21 protein-coding genes are annotated in these 19,895 nt (G+C 64.6%); 7 read left to right on the forward strand and 14 right to left on the reverse strand.

Annotated features, from left to right (window positions below; all coding sequences use genetic code 11):
• Positions 1-80: 80 nt before the first annotated feature.
• Positions 81-2,174 (forward strand): methyl-accepting chemotaxis protein, encoded by a 2,094-nt coding sequence (locus CIT40_RS29465; RefSeq protein WP_094893277.1) that lies wholly within the window; start codon positions 81-83, stop codon positions 2,172-2,174.
• 268 nt (positions 2,175-2,442) lie between these two features.
• The gene (locus CIT40_RS29470; protein WP_094893276.1) at positions 2,443-4,536 is read left to right on the forward strand and encodes a methyl-accepting chemotaxis protein; all 2,094 of its coding nucleotides are present in this window, start codon (positions 2,443-2,445) and stop codon (positions 4,534-4,536) included.
• Positions 4,537-4,600: 64 nt separating this feature from the next.
• Here CIT40_RS29470 and CIT40_RS29475 read toward each other — a convergent pair whose 3' ends face one another.
• Positions 4,601-5,248, reverse strand: coding sequence for a DUF2865 domain-containing protein (locus CIT40_RS29475; protein WP_094893275.1), 648 nt, complete (start codon positions 5,246-5,248; stop codon positions 4,601-4,603).
• Positions 5,249-5,259: 11 nt separating this feature from the next.
• On the reverse strand, positions 5,260-6,033 hold the full coding sequence (locus CIT40_RS29480; RefSeq protein WP_094893274.1) for a L,D-transpeptidase: 774 nt from the start codon (positions 6,031-6,033) through the stop codon (positions 5,260-5,262).
• Positions 6,034-6,242: 209 nt separating this feature from the next.
• Here CIT40_RS29480 and CIT40_RS29485 point away from each other — a divergent pair, with 209 nt between their 5' ends.
• The 5 genes from CIT40_RS29485 to CIT40_RS29505 all read left to right on the forward strand — a co-directional run bounded on the left by CIT40_RS29485 (position 6,243) and on the right by CIT40_RS29505 (position 10,391).
• Entirely contained in the window at positions 6,243-7,358 is a 1,116-nt protein-coding gene (locus tag CIT40_RS29485; RefSeq protein WP_094893273.1) for an AI-2E family transporter, read from the forward strand.
• Between the two features lie 78 nt (positions 7,359-7,436).
• The gene (locus tag CIT40_RS29490; protein ID WP_094893272.1) at positions 7,437-7,808 is read left to right on the forward strand and encodes an ElaB/YgaM/YqjD family protein; all 372 of its coding nucleotides are present in this window, start codon (positions 7,437-7,439) and stop codon (positions 7,806-7,808) included.
• A 92-nt stretch (positions 7,809-7,900) separates the two neighbouring features.
• Positions 7,901-8,356: a hypothetical protein gene (locus CIT40_RS29495; RefSeq protein ID WP_094893271.1), complete on the forward strand. Its 456-nt coding sequence runs from the start codon at positions 7,901-7,903 to the stop codon at positions 8,354-8,356.
• Positions 8,357-8,533: 177 nt separating this feature from the next.
• Positions 8,534-9,679: an OpgC domain-containing protein gene (locus CIT40_RS29500; RefSeq protein ID WP_094893270.1), complete on the forward strand. Its 1,146-nt coding sequence runs from the start codon at positions 8,534-8,536 to the stop codon at positions 9,677-9,679.
• Between the two features lie 97 nt (positions 9,680-9,776).
• Positions 9,777-10,391, forward strand: coding sequence for a TetR/AcrR family transcriptional regulator (locus tag CIT40_RS29505; RefSeq protein ID WP_162307734.1), 615 nt, complete (start codon positions 9,777-9,779; stop codon positions 10,389-10,391).
• On the opposite strand, the gene CIT40_RS29510 is transcribed toward CIT40_RS29505, so the two are convergent.
• From CIT40_RS29510 to urtD, 12 genes are all read right to left on the reverse strand, one after another.
• Positions 10,392-12,047, reverse strand: coding sequence for a CHASE domain-containing protein (locus tag CIT40_RS29510; protein WP_094892811.1), 1,656 nt, complete (start codon positions 12,045-12,047; stop codon positions 10,392-10,394).
• A gap of 297 nt (positions 12,048-12,344) precedes the next feature.
• Positions 12,345-12,968, reverse strand: a complete 624-nt coding sequence (gene ureG, locus CIT40_RS29515) for an urease accessory protein UreG (RefSeq protein ID WP_094892812.1) — start codon at positions 12,966-12,968, stop codon at positions 12,345-12,347.
• A gap of 42 nt (positions 12,969-13,010) precedes the next feature.
• A complete protein-coding gene (locus CIT40_RS29520) occupies positions 13,011-13,739 on the reverse strand; it encodes an urease accessory protein UreF (protein WP_094892813.1) in 729 nt (242 codons plus the stop codon).
• Positions 13,720-14,370: an urease accessory protein UreE gene (locus tag CIT40_RS29525; protein ID WP_094892814.1), complete on the reverse strand. Its 651-nt coding sequence runs from the start codon at positions 14,368-14,370 to the stop codon at positions 13,720-13,722. Before CIT40_RS29525 ends, CIT40_RS29520 begins: the two co-directional genes overlap by 20 nt.
• A 10-nt stretch (positions 14,371-14,380) precedes the next feature.
• Positions 14,381-14,680 (reverse strand): putative quinol monooxygenase, encoded by a 300-nt coding sequence (locus CIT40_RS29530; protein WP_094892815.1) that lies wholly within the window; start codon positions 14,678-14,680, stop codon positions 14,381-14,383.
• Positions 14,681-14,703: 23 nt separating this feature from the next.
• Positions 14,704-15,003: a putative quinol monooxygenase gene (locus CIT40_RS29535; protein WP_094892816.1), complete on the reverse strand. Its 300-nt coding sequence runs from the start codon at positions 15,001-15,003 to the stop codon at positions 14,704-14,706.
• Between the two features lie 128 nt (positions 15,004-15,131).
• Complete coding sequence (gene ureC, locus CIT40_RS29540) at positions 15,132-16,847, reverse strand: urease subunit alpha (protein ID WP_094892817.1); 1,716 nt, start codon at positions 16,845-16,847, stop codon at positions 15,132-15,134.
• Positions 16,848-16,910: 63 nt separating this feature from the next.
• Entirely contained in the window at positions 16,911-17,216 is a 306-nt protein-coding gene (locus CIT40_RS29545) for an urease subunit beta (protein WP_092227079.1), read from the reverse strand.
• An 11-nt stretch (positions 17,217-17,227) separates the two neighbouring features.
• Positions 17,228-17,530 carry an urease subunit gamma gene (locus tag CIT40_RS29550; RefSeq protein WP_007605424.1) on the reverse strand — a complete coding sequence of 101 codons (303 nt, stop codon included), beginning with the start codon at positions 17,528-17,530 and terminating at the stop codon, positions 17,228-17,230.
• Positions 17,531-17,567: 37 nt separating this feature from the next.
• On the reverse strand, positions 17,568-18,398 hold the full coding sequence (locus CIT40_RS29555; protein WP_094892818.1) for an urease accessory protein UreD: 831 nt from the start codon (positions 18,396-18,398) through the stop codon (positions 17,568-17,570).
• A gap of 32 nt (positions 18,399-18,430) precedes the next feature.
• A complete protein-coding gene (gene urtE, locus CIT40_RS29560; RefSeq protein WP_094892819.1) occupies positions 18,431-19,126 on the reverse strand; it encodes an urea ABC transporter ATP-binding subunit UrtE in 696 nt (231 codons plus the stop codon).
• A gap of 2 nt (positions 19,127-19,128) precedes the next feature.
• On the reverse strand, positions 19,129-19,890 hold the full coding sequence (gene urtD, locus CIT40_RS29565; protein ID WP_094892820.1) for an urea ABC transporter ATP-binding protein UrtD: 762 nt from the start codon (positions 19,888-19,890) through the stop codon (positions 19,129-19,131).
• Between the last annotated feature and the right edge of the window lie 5 nt (positions 19,891-19,895).

Genomic DNA, 19,895 nt, shown 5'->3' on the forward strand with positions numbered 1-19,895 from the left:
GCCGATGCTCGACGCCCCTGTTTTCTCGATTTTGCCGGGCGCCTTTGACGAACTTCGAAATGGGATTTTAGGGGACATCGATGTTGAATCGCCTGACCGTATCCGCGCTGTTGAAGACAGTGATCGCGATCACATCGATCTGCGTGGTGATCGCACTTTCGCTCACCGCCTACGAGTCCTGGCATCGCCTCAAGACCGCCAGCCGCATCTCGCAGATCGCCGACGCCTCCGCTGATCTGTTCAAGGCGATGCACAATCTGCGCACCGATCGCTCCACCACCACGCGGCTTCTGAACGCGACCGAGCCGATGGATGCCGGGATCGAGAAATACCTGCGTGCGCTGCGTGATGCCCAGATGCCGGCGATGGCACGCGCACTCGAGCTGATGCCGAGCATGGATTTCCCGCAATCGGGCACGCTGGTGCCGGAGCTGTCGCGTCTCTACAAGCTGCTGGTCGAGGAGCAGAAGCAGTTCTGGGAGGACGTCGCCAAGCCCAAGGATCAGCGCCGCGCGGGTCTGCCGAAGGAATATTTGGAGACGACGCAGGGCCTGCTCGACGTGCTCGACAAGCTGTCGAACACGCTGGCCGCCACCGTCAACCACCAGGACGCCGAGATCGACCAGTTGCTGTCGATCAAGCAGAACGCATGGCTGCTGCGCAATACCGCCGGCGAGGCCTCGCTGATCGTCTCGATGGGGCTTGCCGCCGGCAAGATCACGCCGGAGGGGCGCTACAACTATACCCAATATGTCGGCGGCACGAGCGCGATGTGGAAGGCGCTCGAATTGTCGACCTCGGGCATGCAATTGCCGCCGGCGCTCGCCTCTGCCATGGCCGCCGCCAAGACTGCCTATTTCGATCTGCAATATCTGGCTTTGCGTGACCGTCTCGCGGATGCCCTGCTCAAGGGCGACAAGGCCGAGATGACGGCGAACCAGTGGAGCCCGATCACGGTCGGCCGCATGGCGAGCGCGGTTGCGGTTGCCGAAGCCGCCCTCGACGCTGCCAAGGTCCATACGCTGGATCAGCGTGGCGCCGCGGAGCGCGGGCTGAGCGTTCAGCTCGCGCTGCTGGCGCTTGCGATCGGGCTCGCCGTCGGCGCAATCATGCTGGTCAGCCGCCGCGTCATCAACCCGCTCAACACCATCCGCGACGCCATGCTCGAGGTCGCCGGCGGCGATCTCGCCGTCGAAAGCGGCTATCTCGATCGCCAGGACGAGATCGGCGCGCTTGCCGGCGCGCTCGAAATCTTCAAACAGCAGGCCTCCGACAAGCTCGAGATCGAAGAGCAGGAACGCCAGCGCAACGCGGGCGCGTCCGCACGCCAGCGCGCCGTCGAGGCCTATGTCGGCGAGTTCGAGGGCGCGGTACGCAAGACGCTGGGCGAATTGAGCGAGGCTTCCGGCGAGATGCGCAAGACCTCGGGTGACCTCTCCGCCGTGTCACGCCAGACCAACGACCGCGTCCAGGTGGCCGGCAAGGCCTCCAACGACGCCTCGACGAGCGTCGATAGCGTTGCTGCGGCGGCTGAAGAGCTCTCGGCTTCGATCAACGACATCAGCCAGCAGGCCGCTCACGCCGCCGGCATCGCCGGCCGCGCCGTCACGCATGCTCGCGAGACCGACGGCACCGTGCAGGGCCTGCAGAAGTCAGCGGGACGCATCGGCGAGGTCGTCGGCCTCATCAACACCATCGCGCAGCAGACCAATCTGCTCGCGCTCAACGCCACGATCGAGGCCGCACGCGCGGGCGAGGCCGGCCGCGGCTTTGCCGTGGTCGCCTCCGAGGTGAAGTCGCTGGCCAGCCAGACGGCGAAGGCGACCGAGGAAATCTCCGAACAGATCGCCGACATCCAGAAGGTCGCGGGCGACGCCATCAACGCGATCCAGACCATCGGCGGTATCATCGGCGAAGTGAACGAAGTGGCGACTGCGATAGCTGCCGCCGTCCAGGAGCAGGGCGCGGCGACCCAGGAGATCACCCGCAGCACGCAATTCGCGGCGCAGGGCACCAAGAACGTCTCGGACAACATCACCGGGGTCAAAGCCGATGCTGACGCGGCCGCCGCAGCCGCCGACAATGTGAAGCAGGCCTCCGAGATCCTGGAGAGCCAGAGCCGCCAGCTCGGCAACGAGGTCAGCGACTTCCTCGGCAAGATCCGCGCAGCGTAGGCTACGGCAGCCCGCTGTCGATATCGTCCTGGCGAAAACTTGGACGATGACGGAATGACGTGCCTAAACCTCAGTCGCTCGAGAGGCCCGCAGGCGCTCACGCATCCGTAATTTTACGGCAGCAACACTGTCTAAGTTTTTACCCTTTTCGGGCCAAATGCACCGCAAGCGCGCCGCGAGGCATCGGCGTCTGCTGCGCCCATTCCCTTGTTTTGAAGTTGGCGAGGGCCGCCGTCCAAGAACTTCAAAACGCGTACTCAGGTGTCCGATGCTCAACCGCTTGTCCGTATCCACGCTGCTGAAGACGGTGATCTTCACCACCGCGCTCGTCGTCGTCATCGGCTTCTCGATCAGCGCATGGAGCTCGTGGATCCGGCTTCAGCAGGCTAGCCGGATCGTCGACATTGCCGCGGCCTCGGCCGACGCCTTCAAGGCCATGGCCAACATCCGGGCCGACCGTTCGACCACCAACCGCCAGTTGACCAGTGACATCCAGGTCGATCCAGACACCGAGAAATACATCCGCGGCATTCGCGACGAGCTGATGCCGGCGCTGGGGCGCGCAATCGACATCCTTCCCTCGATCGACATTCCGCAGCGCGACACGATCGTTACCGATCTGGCGCGGCTGAACAAGGCGCTACTGGCGCAGCAAGCCGAGTTCTGGACCGAAGTCGCCAAGCCCAAGGCCTCACGCAGGCTCGCGCTCGCCAAGGAATATCTCGAGAGCGAGGACGGGTTGATGACCATCCTCGAAAAGCTGTCGCCCGTGCTCGTAGCCAGTGTCAACCACCAGGACGCCACGATCGACCAGCTTCTGATGATCAAGCAGATGGCCTGGCTGTTGCGTCAGAACGCCGGCGAATCATCGGTCATTGTCGGCAACGCCTTGACCAGCGGCAAGGTCTCCCCGGAGGCCCAGCTCGCCTTTACGAAATTTGTCGGTGCTACCGATGCGGCCTGGAGCGCGATCGAGCTGGCCGCCACCGGCATGCAGCTGCCCCCGGCGCTGTCCGCGTCCATGGCAGACACCAAGTCGGTCTATTTCGACCCGCAATATACCGGCACGCGTGATGGCATCATCGCGACGGTGGCCAAGGGCGAGAAAGCGTCGATGACCGCCAACCAGTGGAGCCCCTATTCGGTCGGCCGCATGGCAAGCGCGATCAGGCTCGCCGATGCCGCGCTCGCCGCAGCCAGGGATCATGCCTCTGCCCAGCGCGCCGGCGCGCTGCAATCGCTGCTGGTCCAGCTGGCCCTGCTCGTCGCCGCCATCGTGTTGACGGGCGCCGCCATGCTCGCGGTCAGCCGCCGCGTGATCACGCCGCTGCACCGGATCCGCGACGCCATGCTCAAGGTCGCCGGCGGCGATCTCGCCGTCGACAGCGGCTATCTCGATCGCCAGGACGAGATCGGCTCGCTTGCCGGCGCGCTGGAAACCTTCAAGCAGCAGGCCATCGACAAGCTCAAGATCGAGGAGCAGGAGCGCGAGCGCAATGCCGGCGCGGCCGCGCGCCAGCGCGCGATCGAAGCCTATGTCGGTGAATTCGAAGGCGAGGTGCGCAAATCGCTGGGCGAGCTGAGCGAGGCTTCCGGCGAGATGCGCAAGACCTCGGGCGATCTGTCCGAAGTGTCCCGCCAGACCAATGAGCGTGTCGAGGTTGCAGGCAGAGCTTCAAACGAGGCCTCTTCCAGCGTCGAGAGCGTCGCGGCCGCCGCCGAAGAACTCTCTGCCTCGATCAACGACATCAGCCAGCAGGCCGCGCATGCGGCAGGCATCGCCAGCCGCGCGGTCAACCAGGCTCGCGAGACCGACGGCACGGTGCAGGGATTGGCACAGTCCGCGGGCCGCATTGGCGAGGTTGTCGGATTGATCAACACGATTGCGGCGCAGACCAACCTTCTCGCGCTCAACGCCACGATCGAAGCCGCACGCGCCGGCGAGGCCGGGCGCGGCTTTGCCGTGGTCGCCTCAGAGGTGAAGTCGCTGGCGAGCCAGACCGCCAAGGCGACCGAGGAGATCTCCGAGCAGATCGCCGACATCCAGAAGGTCGCGGGCGACGCCATCAACGCGATCCAGGCCATCGGCGGCATTATCGGCGAAGTCAACGAGGTCGCCACGGCGATCGCAGCCGCCGTGCAGGAGCAGGGCGCGGCTACTCAGGAGATCACCCGCAGCACGCAATATGCGGCGCAGGGCACCAAGAACGTCTCGGACAACATCACCGGCGTGAAGGCCGATGCCGACACCGCCGCCGGTGCCGCCGAGAACGTCAAGCAGGCCTCGGAGACGCTGGAAACCCAGAGCCGGCAACTCGGAGAGCAGGTCAGCGACTTCCTCGGGAAGATTCGCGCAGCATAAGTCAGGCTGGAGCAAGGCGCTTCGAGCCGTCCGTGCCTCCGCGAGGAGGACGCAGAAGCAGCCCCTATTCCTTCGCCACCACCGGTACTTGCCGGAATCTCGCGCGCACCGAATCCGGCAGCGGCGAGAAATTCATCGCGACGCCGCGGCGGTCGTTGGCGTTGCGGCTGGCGACCACGAGGCCGTTCGCGCCCGCGACGATATCGCCCTTGCGCAAGGTGGGATCATCTTCGATCTTGACCGATGCAAGCCCGACCGCGTCCTTGCCGTTACAGGTACAGCCCGCAACGATCTCGTTGCGATAGCGGAACGCGTTAGGCAGTTCGGAATAGGGTTTTCCCTTGTCGGTGGTGGCGTCGTCGATATCGCCGCCATAAACCAGCGAAGTCTCGGACGTCGGGCAGAAGCTCTTGCAGGATTGCGCCTTGCTCTCGGCATCGTTGCCCTGCGCCGGGAAGTAGCGGCCGTCGCAGCCCCGCACGCAATAGGCCGTGCCGCCGCCATAGGCGGCGCGCTGCCGCGGGGCGTCGTAGCGCGGCATGTCATCGCCGGCGAACGGCATCCGGATCTGGGGAGGCCGCGCTCCGAACCCGCCGAACAGCGCCGAGAAGAAATCTTCCGCATGGGCCGACGGTGCGAATGCCAGACCGGCGGAGACAACGACCATGATCGCCGTTCCGCCAGCCACTTTGCCAATCAGGCGTCTGCTCATATCACTCACTCTTAGTTCACGGCGGTCGTCGTAACGTTCAGCGCCTGCCGGCCAGAGGGCAGCGCCGTCACGGCCGGACGCTTGCGCACGGGGTCGCCGCCTTTGGCCATCAGCGGCGCGTTCTTCGGCAGCACCACGACCTTGGCGCCGACATTGACGCGACTGAACAGGTCGGTGACGTCCTCGTTGGTCATGCGGATGCAGCCGGAGGAGACGAACTTGCCGATCGTGGAGGGATCATTGGTGCCGTGGATGCGGTATTCGCTGGAACCGAGATACATCGCACGCGCCCCGAGCGGGTTGCCGGGGCCGCCGGCAACGAAGCGCGGCAGATAGGGCTGACGCGCGATCATCTCAGCCGGCGGACGCCAGTCCGGCCATTCCGCCTTGCGGCTGATGCTCTGCACGCCGGACCAGGTGAAGCCTTGCCGGCCGACGCCGACGCCGTAACGGATCGCGCGGCCGTTGCCGAGCACGTAATAGAGATAGGTGTTGTTGGTATCGATGACGATGGTGCCGGCCGGCTCGCTGCGGTCGAAGCCGACGATCTGCTTGCGCAGGCGATCGGGCAACTGGGCATCCTCGTCAGCCGCCTGCGGCGCGTCGTTCACCTCGCCCTGCGCGTAACCCTGGTCCTGCGGATAGGCCTGCTGCAGCATCGGCGCATAGCCAAGGGTCTGGGCGCTCGCGCCGGCAAACGGCACCGCGAGCAGTGTGGTTGCGAAGGCGAAGGCGGTGACGGCGCGCGGCGAAAAGCTGCGACGGACTGCAGAGAACTTGGTCATGTGCTGCCCCGTGGGATGCGAGCATCAGGGTGATGCGCTTCCGAACAAACGCTGCGGGAGCGATTCAAGTTCCGGCCCGCGCCGGGCATTCGTGTCACAGTCAAGAGAACGCTTAATCACGAAAGCGCGATGGAACCGCTTGGCCACTCGCGCGTTGTCAGCCCTGTCGATGGGCGTGCGGATCGAGGCTTCCGTGCGGGAGAGATATTGTGCGCGTCCTTCCCAGTGAACGTCCGGCTCCCGGCAGCAGCGAAGGCAGCCCGCTTCCCGACAGTCATTCGGAACTCCCGCCGGTCATCCGCCGTACCGAGTTTGTGACCTTCGCGCTTGGCGGCCTCCTGCTGATCGCCATCGTCACCGTACTCTACGTCGGAAGAGCGTTTTTCCTGCCGGTGGTGATGGCCTTCGTCGTGGGCACCATGCTGTCACCGGCGGCAACCTTCCTGGAGAACCACAAGGTGCCGCGCGGATTGGGCGCCGCGCTGATCGTCATCGCCGTGACCGCCGTGGTTGCCTTCGTCATCGCGCTGATCGCCTCACCCGCGATGGAATGGAGCGCGCGCCTGCCTGAACTCGGCGCGCAATTGAAGGACAAGCTGCACGTGTTCGACCGGCCGCTGGCCCTATGGCGGGAGCTGCAAGTCATGGTCGGTGGCTCGGAAGGGGGGCTGCCGAGCTTCCAGCTGCCAAAATTCGAGTGGGTCCAGCCGACACTGGAATTCCTGTCACCGACCTTTACCGAATTCCTGCTGTTCTTCGTCACCCTGATCCTGTTCATCGCGAGCTGGCGTGACCTGCGCCGGGCGCTGATCATGAACTTCAGCGATCGCGACGCGCGCCTGCGCACGCTCCGCATCCTCAACGAGATCGAAGTCCATCTCGGCAATTACCTCCTGACCGTCACCCTCATCAATGTCGGCGTCGGAATCGGCACCGGCCTCATCTGCGCCATCACCGGCATGCCAAATCCCGCCGGGCTCGGCGCGCTCGCGGCGACCCTCAACTTCATTCCGATCATCGGGCCGATCGCGATGTTCGCCGTGCTGGTCCTGGTGGGGCTGATCGCCTTCCCGACCATCAGCGGCGGCCTGATGGCGGCACTCGCCTTCGGCGGCCTCACCTTCCTGGAGGGGCATTTCGTCACGCCCATGATCATCGGGAGGCGACTGGCGCTCAATGCGCTCGCCGTGCTGCTCGCGCTCGCGTTCTGGACCTGGCTGTGGGGACCGATGGGCGCCTTCCTGTCGTCGCCGCTCCTGATCGTCGCGCTGATCCTCAAGGAGCACCTGATGCCGACGGATGCACCGCATCTTCCGCAGGACTGAGCGGTTTCCGCGAAGGGAACTTACCCCACGACGAAACGTTCTTCGGCTATCTCAGCCGTCAGCAGTTTGGAGCTCCCGATGTCCACGACCAACGCCGAAGCCGGGATGAAAGACTGGACCGACAAAGCCACCAGAGAACGCCTCGAGAAGGATGTAGCAGCCGTGAAAAGCGATATCGCCGCCCTCACCGACCAGATCACCGACGCCCTCAATACTTTCGCCAATTCGACCAGCAAGCAGGCTCGCAGCGGCTATCGCCAGGCGCGCGAGAACATGGATACCGCGCTCGACGACGTGTCGGAGCGCGGCAGCGCAATGATGGGTGCGGCCCAGGAAGCCTACGGCTCGATCGAAGAATCGCTCGAAGACGCGATCACACAGCGGCCGCTTGCGACCGTCGGACTCGCGCTCGGCATCGGCTTCCTGATCGGTGCCGTCTGGCGCCGGTGAGATTTGCGGACGCCTGTGGAGCGGCGGCACCGGCGCATTGCCGGTGTCGGTCCGTGACGGTTCGGCTTGTGGGGAATTGAGGAGCGAGGGCCATGTTTCAGCGCATCATCGACGGGATCAGCGCATCCACCGGCACGACGGTGCGGCTGACCTCGCTTGCCGCAGGCGCGGCGTTCGCGCTGCTCGTGACGACATGCTTCCTCTGTGCCGCTGTCTTCATCTCCGTGCTGCAGAAATATGGCCCGGTGCAGGCCTGTCTCGCCGGCGCCGGCATCTTCTTCCTGCTGACGCTGGCTGCGGCAGGTTCGTATTGGGGCTACAAGCGCGACTTGCAGAAGCGGGCGCGGATCGCGGCCGAGCGCGCCGCGAAGTCCGCGGCGCCAAGCATGCTCGCGGACCCGATGCTGCTCGCCACCGGACTGCAGATCGTTCGCGCCATCGGGGTCAAGCGGCTGTTGCCGATCCTGGCGATCGGCGGCATCGCCCTCGGCATCATGGCGAGCCGCGCCGGCGTGCCGGACGAGGCGTCGGCTGAGCCGGCCGAATAAGCACAGGACCGCGTTAGGATTATTTCCTCTCAGGACGTTGCGACGACACGGACCGGCTTTTATCGGCATTCTTGCGCAATTTTTGAGCGCGCAGCCTCCACTCACGCAAACGCTACTCGGATGGGCAGGCGGTTGCCGCTAAAAGCAGCATCCTGATTCCCAAAGCTATTTTAATCAATGAAACCGTCCGTCAAGGCGAACCTCGCCGCATTCCATCACGACGCCAGACTGTATTTGACGCTCGGCATCGCCAACTGGTCGGTGTTCGTCGACCACATCCCGAGCAACGTCGTCAATCTGCTGACGCTGCGCAATTTCGGCTTCAGCGGCGCGGCAGACCTGTTCGTGTTCGTCGTGGGCTACGGCGTCGCCATCATCCACGGCCGGATGACGCTTGAACGGGACTACCTCGTGGCGGCAACGCGCATCTTCCGCCGCGTCTGGCGGCTCTACGCCGCCTATGTCGTGCTGTTCGTGATCTACATCGCCACCATCGCCTACGTCGCCTCGCAATCGATGGCGCCGGAGATCATCCACGAATACAACATCTCGGGCATTCTCGAGCACCCGCTGCGGATCCTGGTCCGCGGCCTCGTGCTGCAGGAGGAGCCGCTCAACCTCGACCTCCTGCAACTGATGATCCCGCTGATGGCCTTCTTTCCCTTCGCGCTCTGGGGCCTGTTGCGACGGCCGAACCTGACCCTGGCGGCATCGGTCGCGCTGTATCTTGCCGCACGCTGGTTCGACTGGAATTTTCGGGTCTATCCGGACCAGGAATGGACCTTCAATCCGCTGTGCTGGCAGATGCTGATGGTGCTCGGAGGCTGGTTCGCCGTGACAGGCGCCCCTGGGCGCGCGCTACGCGACATGCCCTGGCTGCGGATTCTCGCCGGCACCTATCTCGTCCTCGCGATGGCCATCACCCTGCTGCGCCATTCGCCGGCAATGTCGGCTTATCTGCCGGACCTCCTCCTCCACAGCATCACGCCGGCCGACAAGGAAGACCTCGCGCCCTATCGCGTGGTTCACTTCCTCGCGCTCGCCTTTCTGGCGACCCATCTCGTTCCGGCCGATCACCCCGGCCTGCAATTGAAGCCGCTCCAGGCGGTGATCAGATGCGGCGAGGAATGGCTTGCCGTGTTCTGCGTCGGAGTGTTCCTGTCGTTCGCCGGCCATCTCATCCTGATCACCAGCGCCAATCTGGTGGCGATGCAGATCGTCGTGAGCCTTGCCGGCTTCGCCGCGATGACTGCGGTGGCTCACTATGTCGCCTGGTCGAAGTGGCAGGATCTGCCAGCCGCCCTGCGGCAGCAGGCTAGTTAACTCATCGTGCGTTAGCGCATACGCCTTCGATTTCCCCTAGGCCGGCCGCTGAGGCTGCGCTATCCCGGACAAGAGCGATTGGGCGAGGAGACCGGGCGTGGTGACGGCGAATGGCGGGGGTGGCGGGGCCGACAGCGCCCCACGGCGCGGCCGGCCGCGATCGATCGAGACCAGCAACGCCATTCTCGAAAGCGCCTATGCACTGATGGCGTCCACCGGCCTTGCCGCCACCACCATCGACGCGGTCGCCCGCCACTCCAGCGTCTCCAAGATGACGATCTACAAATGGTGGCAGTCGCGCGAGGCGCTCTTGATCGACGCCTTTCTTCAACATGCCGCGCAAATGCTGCCGCTGCCTCCCGTGAGCTCCGGCACCCCCGCGACGCGCGCCCGCCGCCATGCCGCGGCCTACGCCGAGGCGCTCCAGGGCGAGTTCGGCAAGGTCCAGCTCGCCGTCATCTCCGAATGCATTTCCAAGACGGGCTCTGCCGAGCTGTTCTACGCCCGCTATCTGAAATTGCGCCGCGACGCGCTGGTCGAGATGATCGCGGCGGGCCAGAAAGACGGCAGCATCCTGGCCGAAGGGCCGGCTGAGGATCTCTACGACGCGATCTATGGCAGCCTGTTCTATCGCTACGTCTTCGGCATTGCGCCGATCACACCTGGCTACGCCCGCAATCTCGTCGACATGGTGTTGCGGCCCAGGGGTTAGCTATCGCGCAGGCCGCACCGGCGCCGAGATCTTGTCCGTGCGGTCACGCTCGGTCATGTCGACCACCGTCTCCATCGGCGCGGTCAGCTCGTAGACATAGGAGGCCTCGGTGAAATAGCGCTTGGCGGTGCCGCCGAGCGCCTCGGGGGCGACACGGTCGAGCAGGATCAGGCCGAAATCGGAATCGGGGCGGCGTGTCGCCTCGCTGGTGTTGAGCTCCTCCCAACGGAAATGGAAGACCTCGCCGGTCCCCTCGCTCGTTACCGTCCAGCTGGCGGTGATGTGCGGATGCTTTCCAACCAGCGACAGGCCCTCATCGGAATGCGAGGCAAGTTCGAAGAACAGCAGCGAGAGGCTCTGCGCCGCGCGTGCACTGACCGCGATATCAGGACCCGTGACGGCGATGCGGTCGGCGTGAGGGATGGCGCGCGCTTCGAACAGGCCCTTCAGCTTGACGCCCTGCCACTGGCTCTCGCTAAGCAGCGAGACCACGTTGGACATGGCGTGGATGCGGCCGATCAGGAGCTCGCGCGCGCCGTCGATGTCCGCGCCGTGACGCAACGTGCGCGTCACGATCGACTGGATCACCGCGAGGATATTCTTGACCCGGTGGTTGAGCTCGTCGATCACCGCTGTCAGCCGGCGCTCGAAGCCGATTCTGACCTGGATTTCCCTGCTGAGCCGCAGATTGTTGTAGGCGACGTAGCCAAACAGGCCGCACACCATCGCGGTGATCGCAAAGCCGATCGCGGCCACGATGATCGCGGTTTGCTCGGCGCGGCGCGCCGAGTTGGTCTTGGCGTAATAGCCGAGCTGCCAGTCGCGGCCGCCGAAGCTCACCGTGCGCGTCGCCGATGGCGCCGCCTCCGCGGCCATCATCCGCGTCGAGACCGCACCCTGATCGTTGGCAACGAGCTCGCCACCTTCCTTGCGCGGGTCCCTGAGCGCGACCGAGAACAACGACATGTCGTCATTGGTCAGCATCAGCGAGGCGAGTTCGTAGGAAAACGTGACGAACCCGGCTGGCTCGGTCGCACCCTCGGGAATGACGGGTGCCGCCACGATGATCCCGACCGGCCCGTTGCCGCGCAACAGCGGAGTCGGGTCCGAGGCCACAGACTTTTTCTCGATCCGGGCGCGCGTCAGCATGGCGCTGCGAACCGGGTCCTGATCGTAACTACGGCCGGGAAGAGCCCTGGTATCGTTGCTGCGCGGCTCGAGATCCAGCAGCACGTCGATCGGCTGGGTGATCTCGGCCGGATTGATCGGCTTGTCGTCATAGGCGCGAATCGTCGGATTGGGGAAGCCGGCGCCCGCAATGGCGGCCTGCGCCGCGTCGAGCTCGTTCGGCTTCAGCCGGGCGATCCAGCCGGCCACCACGAAATCGGTCTTGAAGGCATAGATGGCCGAGCGCAGCGGCTCCAGCATGTTCGGCTTGATCACGGATGGCGCGTGGAACAGGCCTGAGGCGACGCGTGCGAGCAGTTCTCGCTCGGTGAGCCGGTCCTGCACCAGGCTGGCATGAACGTCGATCGCGCGCGCGAGCGCGATCCGATCCAGCGCCAGCTCCTGGTCGTGGACGCGATAGGCCGCAAGCCCAGAGAGCAAGGCTCCGAGCAGGGCAATGAAACCGATGATGAAACCCAGCCGGACCACGCGACTACTCAGACGAAAGCAGGAGGTCGGCAATAAACAAGGAGCATATCAACGCCGCTCGGACGGCCACATGCCGAAACGGGGTGACCCCCGCTGGCAGAGATAATGAAGGAGGAGACATCGGTACGCAACGTGGGTCGCCTGAAAAGCTTAATCCGCCCGGCCGATGGTCTGACCGGGACGACTTGCCCGGACTCCGGAGGTAGTCAATCGCCGTGTCCGAAATTTGTTCCGCGGTTGCGGCCCCGACCCCACGGTTAACGCCAAAGAAAGCATGCGCCAAGTCGTCGCGCGCTGTCAGCCCGCCCGTTTCAGGCCGCCTTTGGCCTCGATGAAGCCGACAATGCGGTCAAGGCCCTCGCTCTTCTTCAGGTTGGTCATGACGAAGGGACGCTCGCCGCGCATGCGCCTGGCGTCGGTGTCCATCTTCTCCAGGGAGGCGCCGACATGGGGGGCGAGGTCGATCTTGTTGATGACCAGCAGGTCGGACCGGGTGATGCCGGGACCGCCTTTGGACGGGATCTTGTCGCCGGCAGCCACGTCGATGACGTAGATGGTCAGGTCGGCCAGCTCCGGGGAAAACGTGGCAGCGAGATTGTCCCCGCCGGACTCGATGAGCACGAGGTCGAGCCCGGGAAATTTCGCCCGCATATCCGCAACCGCGGCGAGATTCATCGAGGCGTCCTCGCGGATTGCGGTGTGCGGACAGCCGCCGGTTTCGACGCCGGCAATACGATCCGGCGTCAGCGAGCCCGAACGCACCAGGAACTCCGCATCCCATTTGGTGTAGATGTCGTTGGTGATCGCGGCGATGTCATAGCGTTCGCGCATGCTCTTGCAGAGCAGGTCCATCAGCGCGGTCTTGCCCGATCCGACCGGGCCGCCGACGCCGACACGCAAGGGGCCATGAGATTTAGACATGTGATTTCGCTCGCTCTCGATGGGTTGAGGGCCACGCCGCTCTCACGAGCGGAACAGCCGCGTATATTGTGTCTCGTGCCGCAGGCTGGCGAGATCGGCGCGAAAGGTCGCGCTGCCGAGATCGTCCAATGTCGCATTCAGCGCACGATTGGCGGTGGCAGCGACGGCGGCTTCCAGCCTCACCAGCACGCGCTGGCTGTCGGTCTGGCCGAGCGGAATGAGCCGGCTGGCGGCCGAAATCCAGTTCGAGACCAGCGCGTGCAAGAAGGCGTGCAGTGTCGGCGCCAGCGGCACGCCGTGCATGGCTGCGACCACGCCGACGGCGACGGGATAGACCAGCGGCGTGCGGCATGCCGCAACCATGGCATCCAGGCCGTCAGCATCCCATGCTGCCCGGGAGATGTCGATGAAGGCGCGGCCCTGCGAGCTCGTCTCCAGCTGCCGCTCGCGCGACGGCACCATGGCCGCAGCGAGCTCCGCGATATCGCTTAACGTGGCCTCCTCGCCCGCTTCGGCGGCACGATAGGCGTGGACCAGGAACGTTGCGTCGCAAAAGCCGGAGCCGTCGCCGAGCATCGCGTCGAGCCAGTCGGCCAGTGTGGCCGTATCGACGATGTCGCCGACCTCGACCGCCCATTCGATGCCGCTGGAATAGGAGAAACCGCCGACCGGGAATGCCGGCGACAGCCAGGTCAAGAGCCGGTACAGCGCCGCTGCCTCGCGCTCGGCGAGGTCGCAGGCACCGACCCGCTCACTTGTGGTCATGAGCATGCTTGTGGCCGTGGTGATGGTCGGGATGGTCGCAATGCTCGTCGTGGTGATGATGGCCATGATCATGCGCGGCATGATCGTGTGGGTGGTGATCGTGAGCGTGGTGATCGTGGCCCTGATGATCATGGTGATCGTGACCATGGTCATGATGATGTCCGTGATCGTGATGCGCATGATCGTCGTGCCCATGCGCGTGGCCTGCATCGGCATAGGCGCCGCCCTCAGGATCGAACGGCGCCTCGATCTCGATCACGCGCGCACCGAGGCCCTTCACCATCGCCTCGATGACGTGATCGCGGCGGATGCGCAAGGCCTTGGCCATGATCTGCGTCGGCAGATGGCGGTTGCCGAGATGCCAGCCGATGCGGACGACGTGGTGCGGATCGCGGCCGCGAATCTCGAGCAGCGGCTCGGGCGCCGCGACCACCTCGACGAGCCGGCCGTCCTCCAGCACCAGCGCATCGCCGCCGCGCAACGCAACGGCATTCTCCAGGTCGAGCAGGAACTCGAGGCCGCGCGTCCCCGTCATGGCCATGCGGCGGCGGTGCCGGTCGTCGAAATCCAGCACGACCGTATCCGCTGGTGCTTCCGTGAAGCGGTGCTGTCCCCTGACCTGCGTCGCCCGGATCATGCGCTATACCTCAGAGCTTCTCGACCTTGCCGTCGCTGATGATCTCGATCACCGTCGGCGCCGTCTTCATCTGCGCGGAATATTCGCGCCACACCTTCATGTGCGGCGCCTTGGCATGCGCGGTGAGATCGTCGCGGGTCTCCCAGCGCTCGACCACCACATACAGATTGGGGTTGTTGACGCTGACATTGCCGTCATAGGAGATGCAGCCCTTCTCCTTGAGGGTCTCGACGGTGCAGGCCTTGTGTCCCTTGATGAAGTCGTCTTTGTTCTCCGGCTTCATGGGCGTGGTGGCGATGACATAGATCATGGGGTTATTCCCTGTTGTTCTTGTTAGCGGACGTCGATCTTCTCGGGTGTGATCACTTCGATCTTCGGCGGGGCCGTAAAGCACTTCACCGCGACGCGGCCAAAGGTTTTCATGTGCTCCTGGCCGCGATGCGGCACCAGCGCCTCGGCGTTCTCCCACTGCTCGACGAACACCATCTTGGCAGGGTCGGTAACGCTCTCATGCAGGTCATAGGCGATATTGCCGGGCTCCTTCCGCGTCTCCTTGATGCAGGCGGTGGCGGCTGCAATGAATTCGGCGCGCGTCTCGGGCTTGATGGTCAGGGTGGCAACGACGTAGATCACGAGAAATCCTCCCGGCTTTTCTTCTAGGGTTCGATAGCGGGCGGGACATTAGACCAGCCGGGATCGAACGCAAAACTGGAAAAGCCGCCCCCCGGACAAGCGCCCGGGACATGCGTTGAGGCGCTATTTCAGTACATGAAATATCGCTGTGCCATCGGCAGCACCTCGGCGGGGGCGCAGGTGAGCAATTCGCCATCGGCGCGCACCTCATAGGTCTCCGGATCGACCTCGATATTGGGCGTGGCGTCGTTGTGGATCATGCTCTTTTTCGAGATTTTGCCGCGGGTGTTCTGGACCGCATAGAGCTTCTTCTCGATCCCGAGTTTTCGCGCGAGACCGCCGGTGATCGCGGCCTTCGAGGTAAACACCACGGACGACGCCGTGCGCGCCTTGCCGAAGGCGCCGAACATCGGCTGGTAATGCACCGGCTGCGGTGTCGGGATCGAGGCGTTGGGATCGCCCATCGGCGCGGCGACGATCGAGCCGCCCTTGACGATGCAGTCCGGCTTGACGCCGAAGAAAGCCGGCGACCACAGCACGAGATCGGCGAGCTTGCCCTTCTCGACCGAGCCGATCAGCTTCGACACGCCATGCGCGATCGCCGGATTGATGGTGTATTTGGCGATGTAGCGCTTGACGCGGAAATTGTCGTTGTCCTTGCCCTTGTCCTGCGGCAGCGACCCGCGCTGCTTCTTCATCTTGTCCGCAGTCTGCCAGGTCCGGATGATCACTTCGCCGAGCCGGCCCATCGCCTGGGAGTCCGACGACATCATCGAAAGCGCGCCGAGATCGTGCAGGATGTCTTCGGCGGCAATCGTCTCCTTGCGGATTCGGCTTTCGGCGAACGCCAGGTCTTCCGCGATCGAGGGATCGAGATGGTGGCACACCATCAGCATGTCCAGATGCTCGTCGATGGTGTTGCGCGTGAACGGCCGCGTCGGGTTGGTCGAGGACGGCAGCACGTTCTTGAGCCCTGCGACCTTGATGATATCCGGAGCATGGCCGCCGCCGGCGCCCTCGGTGTGGAAGGCATGGATGGTGCGGCCCTTGAAGGCCTTGATCGTGTCCTCGACGAAGCCGGATTCGTTCAGCGTATCGGTATGTATCATCACCTGGATGTCGTGGGCATCAGCCACCGACAGGCAGTTGTCGATCGCCGCCGGCGTCGTGCCCCAATCCTCGTGCAGCTTCAGCGCACAGGCGCCGGCCTTGATCATCTCGACCAGGGCTGCGGGACGCGAGGCGTTGCCCTTGCCGGAAATGCCGAGATTGACCGGGAAGGCGTCGAACGACTGGATCATCCGCCCCATGTGCCATGGCCCCGGCGTGCAGGTGGTGGCAAACGTGCCATGCGACGGGCCGGTGCCGCCGCCCAGCATCGAAGTGACGCCGCTCATCAGCGCGTGCTCGATCTGCTGCGGGCAAATGAAATGGATGTGGCTGTCGAAGCCGCCGGCGGTGAGGATTTTTCCTTCGCCCGCGATCACGTCGGTGCCGGGGCCGATGATGATGGTGACGCCCGGCTGGATGTCGGGATTGCCGGCCTTGCCGATGCCGGCGATCATGCCGTCCTTGATGGCGACATCGGCCTTCACGATGCCCCAGTGATCGACGATCAGCGCATTGGTGATGACCGTGTCGGCCGCGCCCTGCTTGTTGGTGACCTGCGACTGCCCCATGCCGTCGCGGATCACCTTGCCGCCGCCGAACTTCACCTCCTCGCCATAGGTGGTGAAATCCTTCTCGACCTCGATGATGAGGTCGGTGTCGGCCAGCCGCACCTTGTCGCCGGTGGTCGGACCGAACATGTCGGCATAGACGGAACGCATTATTTTGACGGACATCACAAGCCCCGTTTGCGTTTGTTTTTCTCTGCGGCGTGCCGCATCTCTTGGTAGAGCGCGTGACTACAATTTGCCCATCACATCGCCGCGGAAACCGTAGATCGTCTTCTTACCCGCCAGCGCGACGAGTTGGACGTCCCGGGTCTGGCCGGGCTCGAAGCGCACCGCGGTGCCGGCGGCGATGTCGAGGCGCATGCCGCGGGACTTCTTGCGGTCGAACTTCAGCGCGGGGTTGGTCTCGAAGAAATGGTAGTGCGAGCCGACCTGGATCGGGCGGTCGCCGGTGTTGGCGACCGTCAGCGTCACGGTCTTGCGGCCGGCATTGAGCTCGATCTCGCCGTCCTGGATGAAGAGTTCGCCGGGGATCATGCGTCTTGCTCCTACCTGATCGGCTCGTGCACCGTGACGAGCTTGGTGCCGTCCGGAAATGTCGCCTCGACCTGGATGTCGTGGATCATCTCGGGGATCCCCGGCATCACCTGGTCGCGGGTCAGGACCTGGGCGCCGGATTGCATCAGTTCGGCGACGGTGCGGCCGTCGCGGGCGCCTTCGAGGATGAAATCGGAGATGATCGCGATCGCCTCGGGATGGTTGAGCTTGACGCCGCGATCGAGCCTTCGGCGGGCCACGATCGCCGCCATCGAGATCAGAAGCTTGTCCTTTTCTCGGGGAGACAGGTTCATGAAGACTCTCTTCCGTTCAACACGTCAATTCAGCCGGTCAGTTCAACCAGAGTCGCGGCAGAGCCGCTCCCGTGCGCGCCAGCACGGCCATCATGTCGGCGCGCAAGCGCGCCGCATCTTGGGCACAGAACCGCGCCATTGCAAAGCCATTCCAGGCGGAGATTCCCACCTCGCCGGAAAACGAATCCGAGGCCTCGCGGATGCGCTCGACGAGGGCCTCGTCGCCGGGGACGACCAGCGCCGTGCCGATCGCCGCGCCACCCTTCGCCACCGCCGATCGCCCAAGTTTGGCGCCGATATTGCCGTCGAGCCTGACGGTCTCGGCGAACACCAGCCTGCCACCACGCCGCAGCCGCCAGCGGTCGACGAATTCCCCCTGCTCCATCCGCTCGCCCATGGCGGTGCGGCCGAACACGACGATCTCGCACAGCACGAGCGAGGCGGTCTCGTCGAGCTCGATATCGAAGCTGCGATGGACCCTGGCGCGATCGAACAGGATCGTCTCCTGCGGCAGCCAGCCGAGATGCGCGCCCGCGGCGATTTTCAAGGAAATATTGAACTGCGCTGCCGCTCCCGGCGCGCGATAGACCTTTTCGGCGGCCGCCGTCGTCAAGGTCAGGCGCGAGCGCTCGCCCGCTGCGATGTCGATCTCGAAACTGTCCCCTCCCGCGACGCCGCCGGCCGTGTTGACGAACACGCCGGACAACCCCTCGCCTTCCGGTGAGGGAAAGCGCACGCGCAGCGAGCCGGACTCATGCAAGACGCCGCGCCGTGTCACGCCGTCACGCGCATGGACGTCGAAGCGCACTGCGCCGCGGGCACGGTTCGCCTCGAAAACCCCCGATGTGACCGCAACGTCGCTGCGCATCCGCCTCCCCCAGCCGGTCGCGGCAGAACGGCTTACAGCGCCATCTGGCGGCTGATCTCGCTCGCGTCCAGATTGGCGCGGTCGCAGGTGAACTTCACCGCGCCGCGATCCATCACGGCAAAACTGTCGCCGAGTTCGCAGGCAAAGTCGAGATATTGTTCGACCAGCACGATGGCGATGTTGCCGAGATTGCGCAGATAGGAGATGGCGCGGCCGATGTCCTTGATGATCGAGGGCTGGATGCCCTCGGTCGGCTCGTCGAGCAGCAGCAATTTCGGACGCATCACCAGCGCGCGGCCGATCGCCAATTGCTGCTGCTGCCCGCCCGAGAGATCGCCGCCGCGCCGGCCGAGCATGGATTGCAGCACCGGAAACAGCGAGAACACATCGTCCGGAATGTTCTTGTCCTGGCGCTTGAGTGGACCGAAGCCGGTCTTGAGGTTCTCCTCGACCGTCAGCAGCGGGAATATCTCGCGGCCTTGCGGCACGAAGCCGATGCCCTTGCGCGCACGCTCATAGGGCTTCAGGCCGGTGATATCGCTGCCATCGAACACGATCGCGCCTGAGGAGATCGGATATTGCCCGACCATGGCGCGCAAGAGCGAGGTCTTGCCGACGCCGTTGCGCCCGAGCACGCAAGTGACCTTGCCCGGCTCGGCCGCAATAGAGACGCCGCGCAGCGCCTGCGCCGCGCCGTAGAACAGGTTGATGTCCTTGACTTCAAGCATGCTCAGCGTCCCAGATAGACTTCGATGACCCGCTCGTTCGACGAGACCTGGTCGATGGTTCCTTCCGCGAGCACCGTGCCCTCGTGCAGGCAGGTGACCTTGACCCCGAGTTCGCGCACGAACGTCATGTCGTGCTCGACCACCATCACGGTATGGGTCTTGTTGATCTCTTTCAGCAGCTCGGCGGTCAGATGCGTCTCGACGTCGGTCATTCCCGCAACCGGCTCGTCGACCAGCAGCAGTTTTGGGTCCTGCGCGAGCAGCATGCCGATCTCGAGCCACTGTTTCTGGCCGTGGCTGAGACTGCCCGCGAGGCGGTTGCGTGCTTCGGTGAGGCGGATCGTCTCCAGCACCTTGTCGATGCGCTCGGCCTCGTCCCTGCTGCCGCGCCAGAATAGCGTGCCCTTGACGCTGTGGTCGACATTGAGCGCGAGCAGGAGATTATCCTGCACGGTCTGGCTCTCGAAGACGGTCGGCTTCTGGAATTTGCGGCCGATGCCGAGCTCGGCGATGCGGGTCTCGTCGAGCCGCGTCAGATCGGTGACGCCATCGAACAGCACCGTACCCTCGTCGGGCTTGGTCTTGCCGGTGATGATGTCCATCATCGTGGTCTTGCCCGCGCCGTTCGGACCGATGATGGCGCGCATCTCGCCGGGCGCGAGCGTCAGCGACAGATTGTTGATGGCGTGGAATCCGTCGAACGAGACGTGCACGCCGTCGAGATAGAGCATCGCCGAGGTGGCGCGGTTGTCCATGACGTTCATTGCGC

The sequence above is a fragment of the Bradyrhizobium amphicarpaeae genome (genome assembly GCF_002266435.3).
In the GTDB taxonomy this organism is placed as follows: domain Bacteria; phylum Pseudomonadota; class Alphaproteobacteria; order Rhizobiales; family Xanthobacteraceae; genus Bradyrhizobium; species Bradyrhizobium amphicarpaeae.

What these genes read in the sequence shown, in the direction of transcription:
- CIT40_RS29465 (WP_094893277.1), top strand. Translation starts at nt 81, where the DNA reads ATGTTGAATCGCCTGACCGTATCCGCGCTGTTGAAGACAGTGATCGCG.
- CIT40_RS29470 (WP_094893276.1), top strand. Translation starts at nt 2,443, where the DNA reads ATGCTCAACCGCTTGTCCGTATCCACGCTGCTGAAGACGGTGATCTTC.
- CIT40_RS29475 (WP_094893275.1), bottom strand. Translation starts at nt 5,248, where the DNA reads ATGAGCAGACGCCTGATTGGCAAAGTGGCTGGCGGAACGGCGATCATG.
- CIT40_RS29480 (WP_094893274.1), bottom strand. Translation starts at nt 6,033, where the DNA reads ATGACCAAGTTCTCTGCAGTCCGTCGCAGCTTTTCGCCGCGCGCCGTC.
- CIT40_RS29490 (WP_094893272.1), top strand. Translation starts at nt 7,437, where the DNA reads ATGTCCACGACCAACGCCGAAGCCGGGATGAAAGACTGGACCGACAAA.
- CIT40_RS29495 (WP_094893271.1), top strand. Translation starts at nt 7,901, where the DNA reads ATGTTTCAGCGCATCATCGACGGGATCAGCGCATCCACCGGCACGACG.
- CIT40_RS29500 (WP_094893270.1), top strand. Translation starts at nt 8,534, where the DNA reads ATGAAACCGTCCGTCAAGGCGAACCTCGCCGCATTCCATCACGACGCC.
- ureG (WP_094892812.1), bottom strand. Translation starts at nt 12,968, where the DNA reads ATGTCTAAATCTCATGGCCCCTTGCGTGTCGGCGTCGGCGGCCCGGTC.
- CIT40_RS29520 (WP_094892813.1), bottom strand. Translation starts at nt 13,739, where the DNA reads ATGCTCATGACCACAAGTGAGCGGGTCGGTGCCTGCGACCTCGCCGAG.
- CIT40_RS29525 (WP_094892814.1), bottom strand. Translation starts at nt 14,370, where the DNA reads ATGATCCGGGCGACGCAGGTCAGGGGACAGCACCGCTTCACGGAAGCA.
- CIT40_RS29530 (WP_094892815.1), bottom strand. Translation starts at nt 14,680, where the DNA reads ATGATCTATGTCATCGCCACCACGCCCATGAAGCCGGAGAACAAAGAC.
- ureC (WP_094892817.1), bottom strand. Translation starts at nt 16,847, where the DNA reads ATGTCCGTCAAAATAATGCGTTCCGTCTATGCCGACATGTTCGGTCCG.
- CIT40_RS29545 (WP_092227079.1), bottom strand. Translation starts at nt 17,216, where the DNA reads ATGATCCCCGGCGAACTCTTCATCCAGGACGGCGAGATCGAGCTCAAT.
- CIT40_RS29550 (WP_007605424.1), bottom strand. Translation starts at nt 17,530, where the DNA reads ATGAACCTGTCTCCCCGAGAAAAGGACAAGCTTCTGATCTCGATGGCG.
- CIT40_RS29555 (WP_094892818.1), bottom strand. Translation starts at nt 18,398, where the DNA reads ATGCGCAGCGACGTTGCGGTCACATCGGGGGTTTTCGAGGCGAACCGT.
- urtE (WP_094892819.1), bottom strand. Translation starts at nt 19,126, where the DNA reads ATGCTTGAAGTCAAGGACATCAACCTGTTCTACGGCGCGGCGCAGGCG.
- urtD (WP_094892820.1), bottom strand. Translation starts at nt 19,890, where the DNA reads ATGAACGTCATGGACAACCGCGCCACCTCGGCGATGCTCTATCTCGAC.